The 9,339-nt window shown below is 44.4% G+C and carries 10 protein-coding genes; all 10 read right to left on the bottom strand.

Annotated features, from left to right (window positions below; translation table 11 throughout):
* Positions 1–1,015 (bottom strand): glutamate-1-semialdehyde 2,1-aminomutase (locus tag Q0507_RS08605; RefSeq protein ID WP_298715084.1); only part of this gene is annotated, 1,015 nt, incomplete at its 3' end.
* A 9-nt stretch (positions 1,016–1,024) separates the two neighbouring features.
* Entirely contained in the window at positions 1,025–1,999 is a 975-nt protein-coding gene (hemB, locus tag Q0507_RS08600) for a porphobilinogen synthase (protein ID WP_298715082.1), read from the bottom strand.
* 9 nt (positions 2,000–2,008) lie between these two features.
* Complete coding sequence (gene cobA / locus Q0507_RS08595) at positions 2,009–3,517, bottom strand: uroporphyrinogen-III C-methyltransferase (protein WP_298715080.1); 1,509 nt, start codon at positions 3,515–3,517, stop codon at positions 2,009–2,011.
* Positions 3,514–4,452, bottom strand: coding sequence for a hydroxymethylbilane synthase (hemC, locus tag Q0507_RS08590; RefSeq protein ID WP_298715078.1), 939 nt, complete (start codon positions 4,450–4,452; stop codon positions 3,514–3,516). The genes cobA and hemC overlap by 4 nt, the downstream gene beginning before the upstream one ends.
* 4 nt (positions 4,453–4,456) lie before the next feature.
* Positions 4,457–5,728: a glutamyl-tRNA reductase gene (gene hemA / locus Q0507_RS08585; protein ID WP_298715076.1), complete on the bottom strand. Its 1,272-nt coding sequence runs from the start codon at positions 5,726–5,728 to the stop codon at positions 4,457–4,459.
* Entirely contained in the window at positions 5,697–6,344 is a 648-nt protein-coding gene (locus Q0507_RS08580) for a bifunctional precorrin-2 dehydrogenase/sirohydrochlorin ferrochelatase (RefSeq protein WP_298715074.1), read from the bottom strand. Before Q0507_RS08580 ends, hemA begins: the two co-directional genes overlap by 32 nt.
* Positions 6,345–6,401: 57 nt before the next feature.
* Positions 6,402–7,187, bottom strand: coding sequence for an RNA-binding protein (locus Q0507_RS08575; RefSeq protein WP_004695229.1), 786 nt, complete (start codon positions 7,185–7,187; stop codon positions 6,402–6,404).
* A gap of 2 nt (positions 7,188–7,189) precedes the next feature.
* On the bottom strand, positions 7,190–7,984 hold the full coding sequence (gene proC, locus Q0507_RS08570; protein WP_060919677.1) for a pyrroline-5-carboxylate reductase: 795 nt from the start codon (positions 7,982–7,984) through the stop codon (positions 7,190–7,192).
* A 26-nt stretch (positions 7,985–8,010) separates the two neighbouring features.
* Positions 8,011–8,508: a cell division protein SepF gene (locus tag Q0507_RS08565; protein WP_298715071.1), complete on the bottom strand. Its 498-nt coding sequence runs from the start codon at positions 8,506–8,508 to the stop codon at positions 8,011–8,013.
* Between the two features lie 53 nt (positions 8,509–8,561).
* Positions 8,562–9,248 carry a YggS family pyridoxal phosphate-dependent enzyme gene (locus Q0507_RS08560; RefSeq protein WP_298715069.1) on the bottom strand — a complete coding sequence of 229 codons (687 nt, stop codon included), beginning with the start codon at positions 9,246–9,248 and terminating at the stop codon, positions 8,562–8,564.
* Between the last annotated feature and the right edge of the window lie 91 nt (positions 9,249–9,339).

The raw sequence follows: 9,339 nt of genomic DNA, 5'->3' as shown, positions 1-9,339 counted from the left end.
AGCCTTCGCAAAGGGCAATCGTTGTATCTTCTACTTGTTTAAACACCGTTGGATCACGTTGCAGAATGGAAAGCGTTGCCAAACCAGAGGTAACGGCAATTGGATTACCACTCAATGTACCGGCTTGGTAGATAGGACCAGCTGGTGCAATTTGGTTCATAATCTCACGAGAGCCACCGAACACGGCAAGTGGCATGCCACCGCCAACGATTTTACCAAGGCATGTAAGGTCTGGTTTAATCTTGTAACGCTTTTGGGCACCCCCACTGCTAGCGCGGAAGCCACACATAACTTCGTCAAAGATCAACACAGCGCCGTGAGCCTTAGTTACTTCGCGCAAGGTTTCGAGGAAATCAGGTACTGGAGGTACGCAACCCATGTTGCCAGCTACAGGTTCAACTATGATTGCCGCAATAGTATCGCCCATATCGTCGAATAATTTACGAACCGCATCAGAGTCATTGTACGGCAATGTTATGGTATTTTCAGCTACGCCTTGAGGAACACCTGGGCTATCTGGCACGCCAAAGGTAGCAAGGCCAGAGCCAGCTTTCACCAAGAGCGCATCACTATGACCATGGTAACAGCCTACAAATTTTACGATACGATCGCGACCAGTATAGCCACGAGCAACACGCAAGGCACTCATGGTAGCCTCTGTACCAGAGTTAACGAGGCGGATAACCTCCATAGAAGGCATGAAGGCTTGTATCTTTTTAGCCAATTCTGTTTCTAATAGTGTAGGTGCACCGTAGCTAGTACCGCGAGGAATAGCCTCTTGCAGGCTCGCGATGACTTCAGGGTTCGCATGGCCTAAGATCATAGGTCCCCAGCTCAACACATAGTCGATATATTCGTTGTTATCGATATCATAAATACGGCTGCCGCTGGCACTGCTGATAAACGGAGGGTTAGACCCTACGCTGCGATAGGAACGAACAGGGCTATTTACGCCGCCTGGCATATAACGTTTAGCCTCGTTAAAGGCCTTTTCAGATTTACCGAGTTGGAACATAGTTCCTCCTTATTGTTGTAACCATTTAGCAATATCTAAGGCATGGTACGTAATGATGATTTTAGCACCAGCACGCTTCATAGACAGCATTGTTTCCATAACGAGACGTTCTTCGTCGATAAGACCAGCCGCTGCGGCGGATTTAACCATCGCATATTCGCCAGATACATTGTATACAGCTACAGGTAATTCATAGCGGTCACGTGTTTCACGAACGATATCCAAATAGGACAAGGCTGGTTTAATCATGATAATATCTGCACCTTCAGCGATGTCGAGTTCGATTTCTCTGAAAGCTTCCAAGCGATTAGCCGGGTCCATTTGATAAGATTTGCGGTCACCAAATTTTGGCGCAGAATTAACAGCTCCGCGGAACGGACCATAGTAAGCAGATGCGTATTTTGCGGCATAGCTCATGATGGATACATTGGTATAACCTGCCGCATCAAGGGCTTCACGAATAGCACCTACGCGACCGTCCATCATATCGGATGGAGCCACCATATGTGCACCAGCTTCTGCTTGGCTTACCGCAACTTTACAAAGCAATGGTAATGTTTCGTCGTTCAAGATTTCATGGTCATCAATCATGCCACAGTGACCGGTAGAGGTATATTGGCACAAGCATACGTCAGAGATAACCAATAGGTTTGGCACTGCTCCGCGGATGGCTTTAATAGCTTGTTGTACAGGTTGGGACATATCCCACGCAGAGGAACCTTGTTCATCCTTATAGGTAGGAATGCCAAAGATTTCCACGCCGCGCACACCAAGATCATAGGCTTCTTGCGCTACTTTCACAGCCTCGTCAACAGACAAGTGATATTGACCTGGCAATGTATCGATTTCTTTTTTGATACCTTCACCAGGCACGATAAATAATGGATAAATCAAATCAGTTACGTCGAGTGTCGTTTCGCGTACCAAATCACGCATTTCTGGATTGATACGCAAGCGGCGAGGACGGTATGTTAAATCGTACATGTGATCCTCCTAAATATCCTTTATAATAGCATTTACTAAGCCATCTGTTGTATATACATCGCTGATGATAGCCGGTTTAAGACCTGCACTCATAGCCGTAGCAGCCGTAATTGGACCGATGCAAGCTACTTTAGTTTTGCCTAATAGCTCTAGTGCATTGTCGCCCAATAATTGGATTGTATTTGTTACCGTAGAAGAACTTGTGAAGGTAATATAATCTACATTGCCTTCTGTTAACGCTGTTACTAATGCTTCTTGTTGAGATGTATCTTGTGTAGTTTCGTATAAACGCAAGATATCTACATTCATATCGCGGTGACGCAAGCAACGTGGAATCACATCGCGTGCTACCTTTGGTTGAATCAACAGTACAGAATCCCCTGCATTGAGTTCTTCTTCAAGAGCCTCTACAGCAGATTCAGCCTTGTAGTCTACAGGAATGATATCCGGTACGATGCCATATTTTTGAAGTTCACGAGCCGTAGCACAGCCGATAGCCGCCACTTTAGAATTACCTAAAGCACGTGTATCTTTGCCTTCTTTATATAGAGCATCAAAGAAGTAGCGAACCCCTTCACCAGATGTAAATACGATACATTGGTATTCTTTTGTATTGTTGATGATGCGTTTATCTTCCTCAAACAATTCCAATGGAGATGTTTTAATTGCTGCTGCTTCCACTACATTAGCACCTTGAGCCGCTAATTTTTCGCGGAATGCACTTGCTTGGGAGCGAGCGCGTGTAACTACAACAGTTTTACCGAATAATGGTTTATTATCGAACCATTGCAATTTTTCACGAAGGTTGACTACATCGCCTACTACGATGATAGCTGGCGCTTTTAATTGAGCCTTCTCTACATCTTCAACGACATGTTCAAGGGTAGAAACCAATACCTCTTGTACTGTTTTTGTACCCCAACGAACGAGTGCTACAGGCGTAGATGGGGCGCGACCATGAGCCATCAATTTGTCTGCAATGGTAGGCAAGTTGCCAACGCCCATTACAAAGCAAAGTGTATCTACCGCCGTAGCAAGGCCTTCCCAATGAATTCCAGACACTTCTTTTGTAGGGTCTTCATGGCCTGTGACAACGGCAAAGGAAGTGGCCATAGCGCGTTGTGTTACAGGGATACCTGCATATGCAGGTGCCGCGATTGGAGATGTTACACCTGGAACGAATTCAAAAGGCACACCGGCTTCGCCAAGGGCCATAGCCTCTTCACCACCGCGACCGAATACGAGTGGATCCCCGCCTTTTAGGCGAGCTACGATTTTGCCTTCTTTTCCTTTTTGTACTAAAAGCTCGTTGATTTCCCATTGATGCATCGTGTGATCTTTACATTGTTTACCAGCATAAATCAACTCCGCGTCTGGGCGCGCCCATTCTAATAAATGAGCATCTGCTAAATAGTCATATACAATTACATCTGCTTTTTCGATACATTCACGACCTTTTACGGTGATGAGTTTAACATCGCCAGGGCCTGCACCAATTAGATATACCATACCTGTCATTTTATGATTCCTTCCTCTATGAGAGCATCCACAATATGTTTGCCCCCTTCTTCGTATAAGGCTTTTGCAAGGTTTTTGCCAAGAATCTCTCCCTTTTTAGCTGGACCAGAGATTTCCCCTTCGTACACAGTTTTTCCATCGAGAGATGCAATCATAGCCTTTAACGTCAATTGACCTTTATTGATTGTACCATGTACGCCCATTGGCACTTGGCAACCACCGTTTAATTGACGCAAGAAACTGCGCTCCCCTTCAACGGCATAGCGCGTTGCTTCGTCGTTGATAGGAGCCAACATGTCAAGCATTTCCGTATCATCGGCGCGACACTCGACAGCGAGTGCCCCTTGTCCAACGGCAGGAATCATTTCGTCGACCTTGAAGACTTGTGTAATTTGGTCTTCTAAACCCAATCGCTTAAGGCCTGCTTGAGCCAAGATAACACCGTCTAGCTTTTCCGTTTCAATCTTGCTCAAACGAGTCTGCACATTGCCGCGAATCACCTCTACCTTTAGGTCAGGTCGGACATGTAACAATTGCGCTTGACGACGCAAACTACTAGTACCGACGCGTGCTCCTTGTGGCAATTTGTCTAGTGTTTTATACACGGGACTCACTAGTGCATCATAAGGCACATCACGAGCGGAGATGGCACCAAGAGTAAGGCCTTCTGGCAACTCTGTAGGCATATCCTTTAAGCTATGTACGGCGATGTCAATTTCGCCTGCATGCATAGCCTCTTCTAATTCAGCAGTAAATAAACCTTTACCACCAACTTGAGCCAGTGGTTTCTCTAGGATACGGTCACCTTTTGTATTAAAGTGAACTAGCTCTACCGTAATATTAGGGTACAGACGTTGTAATTCTGCACTAATATGTTCAGCCTGCCACAGGGCAAGGGCACTTTTTCGCGTGCCGATTCGAATATGGTCTCTCATGGCATTAGCCTTCTTTCTCAAGATTAAACATATCTTTGAATAAATCCCAGTACAAGCCTTCTTCATCTGTACCAGCGATTTCGTTGAAGTGAATCATCGGTTCACGCAATATTTTGCGGATAATCATGCGACTCATAGAGTCCATAATGCGGCGTTCCTTATCGGAAATATCTGGCAATTTAGCTAATGCACGATGTAATTCACGACGGCGAATGCGCTCCGCCTTTTCCGTGAGCAATGCCATCATAGGACGCACTGTTAAATAGCTCAACTTATCCAATAACTCTTCAATAGCATCATGAATAATAGGCTCCGCACGACGAGCTTCTTCTTCGCGCTGCGCCTTATTTTCTTCTACTACACTTTCAAGAGAGTCAATATTAAATAGGTAAATACCGTCCAAATCTGCCACCGTAGGATCGATATCACGTGGTACCGCTATATCAATCATAACGATTGGTTCACCCTTGCGAAGAGTCGTAATTTTCTTCGCTTCTTTTTCAGTAATAATATAATGCGGCGCCCCTGTAGATGTAATGAGGATATCCGCATCCTTAGCATACTCTACAAAGTTATCGAGCTTAACAGCTTTACCATTAAAGCGTTCCGCTAACATTTCAGCCTTAGCAAAGGTTCTATTAGATACAAAAATCGTTTTTACACCCTTCGCTTGTAAATGAGTAGCCGTCAATTCACTCATGGTACCAGCACCCAAAATAAGTACTGTAGCTTCGGATAATGGCTTATCTAAACTGTCCTCCGCAAGATTAACCGCTGTGTAACTAACAGATACAGGTGTATTAGCAATGCCCGTATTCGTACGCACCTTTTTACCAACGCTAATAGCCCGTTGGAATAAAATATTAAATATTGTTCCCGTACAGCCTGCGCTATAAGCCTGAATATAAGCCCCTTTTAATTGGCTCAAGATTTGGCCTTCCCCCAACACAAGGGAATCAAGACTAGCAGAAACGCGGAATAGATGTTCAATACAATCTCGTTCTTCGTAGAAGAAGAATGCATCTTCATCAATATGATCTGCTCCTTTTAAGTCTTTTAACACTGCCAACATGTAATCCTTAGGGAATTCTACACCTTCTAAAGCAGCGTAAATTTCCGTTCTATTACAAGTAGACAATATAACGCATTCTGATACACAGTCAAATTCATAGAGGCGGTTTAGTGCGGCAACTACCTCGTCTTTATCAAACGAGAAACGTTCACGCACCTCTACAGCGGCACTTCTATGATTTAGACCTAATACCACTAATTGCATGGTTTAGTTTCTCCTCTATAATCATCCACTCTCCCTTGAGAATGGCCTCAAAAGTTTCTACCGTCAAATATTCTCGCCAAAATTGTTGACGAGCCTCTGGCGTAGGAAGCAGTAACTTTACTTCTTCTCTAAATATTTTAAGTCTAGGCATAGCCTTTTGCAACTGACCATAACGATTCATCATATCTTGTCGTACGAGACGATTGATACGAGGGCCCACATTATTGGCGCTAATAGCAATATGAAGATCGCCGAGTTCAAGGGATGACGGTACAGTAAAGCTGCACGCGCTCGGATCATCACTGCGGTTTGTCCACACTCGATGTTTTTTCCCTAGCTCATACAAGTTATCGTTTAGTTCATGATTATCTGTGCAGATAAACAGCAAACTACTCGAAATAATATGCTCTTCGTCATCCATTGTGAAAGCTCGATTACACCAAGTGATGCGATTTTCCTTTGCCCATTGGCTAATCGTATCCGTCACAGTTGGAGCAATAACGACAATTTGGCAAGGCTCCTTAATAAAAAGCTGCATCCGTCGTTCCGCTACTTCTCCGCCGCCTACGAATAGGATTATATCTTCAGTTGTAGGTTGAAATGTTATGGATACCATGGCTGTCCTACTATATACAAAAAAATCGGCTTGATGGTCAAGCCGATTTTCAACTGCCTACATAAATCGTTTCAGATATACGCCGATACGCCCTTTACGAGAGGTACCTGTAATAGCTTCTACCTTCATTCGGCCACGACCACGCATGGAAATGACATCCCCTTCTTTAACTTCTTGGGATGCCCCCTTAGCTGGTTGCCAGTTTACTTGTAATAAGCCCGCATTGATAGCGCTCACCAATTTAGTGCGAGATACACTAAACCCTGAGCTTGCTACCGCATCTAAGCGCAAGGAAGCGACTGTAGTGCGGACTTCTTTAATTTTTTCTTCTTTTGGTGCAATATCTGATAACTCAATAGCCTCTACAGATACGGAAACCATAGCAATTTTCGTAAAGTTTTGAATTACGAAATCAGCCACGCTTTCATCCACCATAATCTGAGCGCCCCCTTGCTGGACGATAACATCCCCAAATTTGGAGCGATCAATGCCAAGGCCCATTAAAGAACCTAATACATCGCGATGCGTAAGCAATCGGAACCGTGGGTCCCAATTCACCTTAAGAGCGCGAATGCCCATATCCACAGTACCGTTAAAATCGCTGTCTACAAAGGCGATACGAATCCGTTCCGCCCCTTCATAGCCACCGTCAGTTTTAACTGTTAACTGTGGGTAATTAGCCTTGATTGCGTCTGCAATGACAAGACCTGCAGGGCTCGTAAAATCCGCCACGCGATAGGGGCGACCTTTAACGACCTGCTCAGCCAAATCAAGCATGCGACGAGCTTCCTCACCGCTGCCACTGGCTTCAAAATATCGAATTAATTTACTAGTATCTGCCAAAATTATTTCCCCAATTCATTCGACCGAGCAAGACATGCTACTACGCCGTCTTGGAGAGCACTGCGAAGTCCACCTTTTTCCATGGCACCAATACCGGCAATGGTAGTGCCCCCAGGGCTGGTCACTTGATCTCGTAGTACTGATGGATGATTGCCACTTTCAAGAGCCATCTTACCTGCACCGTACATTGTTTGAGCAGCTGCCTTTATGGCCAGCTGACGTGGTAAACCAATACGAACGCCTGCATCAGCTAAAGCATCAAGGATAACGAACATATAGCCAGGGCCCGCGCCAGATAGTGCGCCTAAGCGATCTAAATCGGCTTCGCTCACCACTGCTACCTCACCTACAGCCTCAAATAAGGCTTGTACAGTACGACCTAGGTCAGTATTCACATCATCCCCGGCAAGTGCCGTCATGCCAGCACCGATAGAAGCCGGTGTATTTGGCATAGCTCTAAACCAGTTAGCTTGTGGAATCGCCGCATCAAGAGTATCTAATGTGACGCCTGCGGCAACGGAAATCATAACAGTCCCATAAGGTACTTCTTTTAAAGTCTCTAACACAGATGGTAACACTTGTGGTTTTACAGCCAATAGAATAGTGTTGTACTCGTTTACATTAGGCAATGTAGTAAAACCTACTACACCAAGCTCCTCTGCAAGAGCCTTACATTGTTCTTCGCGACGCACTAGAATGTGTGTATCACAGGCTTTCAACACACCATGCTGTAATGCACCGCGTAATAGAGCGCCCCCCATTGAGCCAACGCCTATACATAGGGTTTTACCTAACATAGTTATCACCACCATTTATAGAGAGATTATTTGTTTTCCCAAGAATATTCGTTTTGCTCAGTTGTATTGCTTTCATTATCGCTATAATCAATGGAAATATTTACAGGTACGCACATGAAAATGTCTTTACCTACTTTTTCCAATTTGCCATCCAAAGCATAGGTCGCACCAGATACGAAATCTACAATACGAGCTGCTTCATGCGGATCTGTGTTTTCAAAATTGATTAATACAGGACGCATGTCGCGCAATTGATGCGTAATATTTTCAGAATCTTCAAATACTTTTGGTTCAATTACAACTACTTTCATAGCTGTTGGACGTTGTGTCATCGTAGATTGGCCTCCTACCTTGCGTGGATGAAATTCAGATGCGCCGGATACAGGAGCCGCTGTTGCTACTGGGGTAGGTTCAGCTTCGTATTCCTCTTCATCTTCATATTCGTAATCATCATATTCATAGTCATCATCAGTTTTGCCTAAGAATAAGTTTTTTGCTTTGTCTAAATAATCTCCCAATGCCATTTGGATTTCCTCCTAATACAATTAACGCTTCCGATTATCAGGTAACCCGAACCTTAATAATATACACGTTCCCCAAAAATTGCTGTGCCTACACGAACGATGTTAGCCCCTTCTTCCAAAGCGACTTCAAAGTCGTGAGTCATCCCCATAGATAAATATTGAATCTGCCCTTCTTCAAAGTAGCGTTTCATATCCTCAAACAAGGCGTTCGCTACGCGGAAGATTGGACGAGCTTCCTGTGGATCATCGAAAAATGGTGCCATACACATCAAGCCCCGCACGCGTACATGAGGCAATGTTCTTGCATAATCTCGTATTTCTGGAAACTCTTCGACGGTCATTCCCGTTTTAGAAGCTTCACGAGCTACATTGACTTGCAATAATACATCTTGTATCTTATCGTGCTTTGCAGCAACCTTTTCGATTTCATCTAATAATTTACGGCTGTCTACAGAATGAATTAAATCAAACATAGGAACCGCTTGACGCACCTTATTGACCTGTAAATGACCAATCAAGTGCCATGTTAATTGTGGTCCCTTATAAGTTAGCTGTTTTTCTTTGGCCTCTTGTACTCGATTTTCCCCTACATGAGTAACACCGAGACTCGCAGCCTCTTCCACAGCCGACACAGGGTGGTTCTTTGTAACCGCCACTAACAATGCTGTATCTACGCGACCAACGCGCGCCATAGCGTCTGCCATGCGCTGCTGTATAGCGTGTAGGGATTCTTCAATCACGTGAATGCCCCCTTCAATCTATATATCATAATCATCAAATATATTTGTATAGACTATTTTATTATATAGTATTTAGGGTCAAATGTACATG

This window comes from uncultured Veillonella sp., from assembly GCF_938010505.1.
Classification (GTDB): domain Bacteria; phylum Bacillota; class Negativicutes; order Veillonellales; family Veillonellaceae; genus Veillonella.
This window is presented reverse-complemented; position numbering and strand designations above follow the sequence as displayed.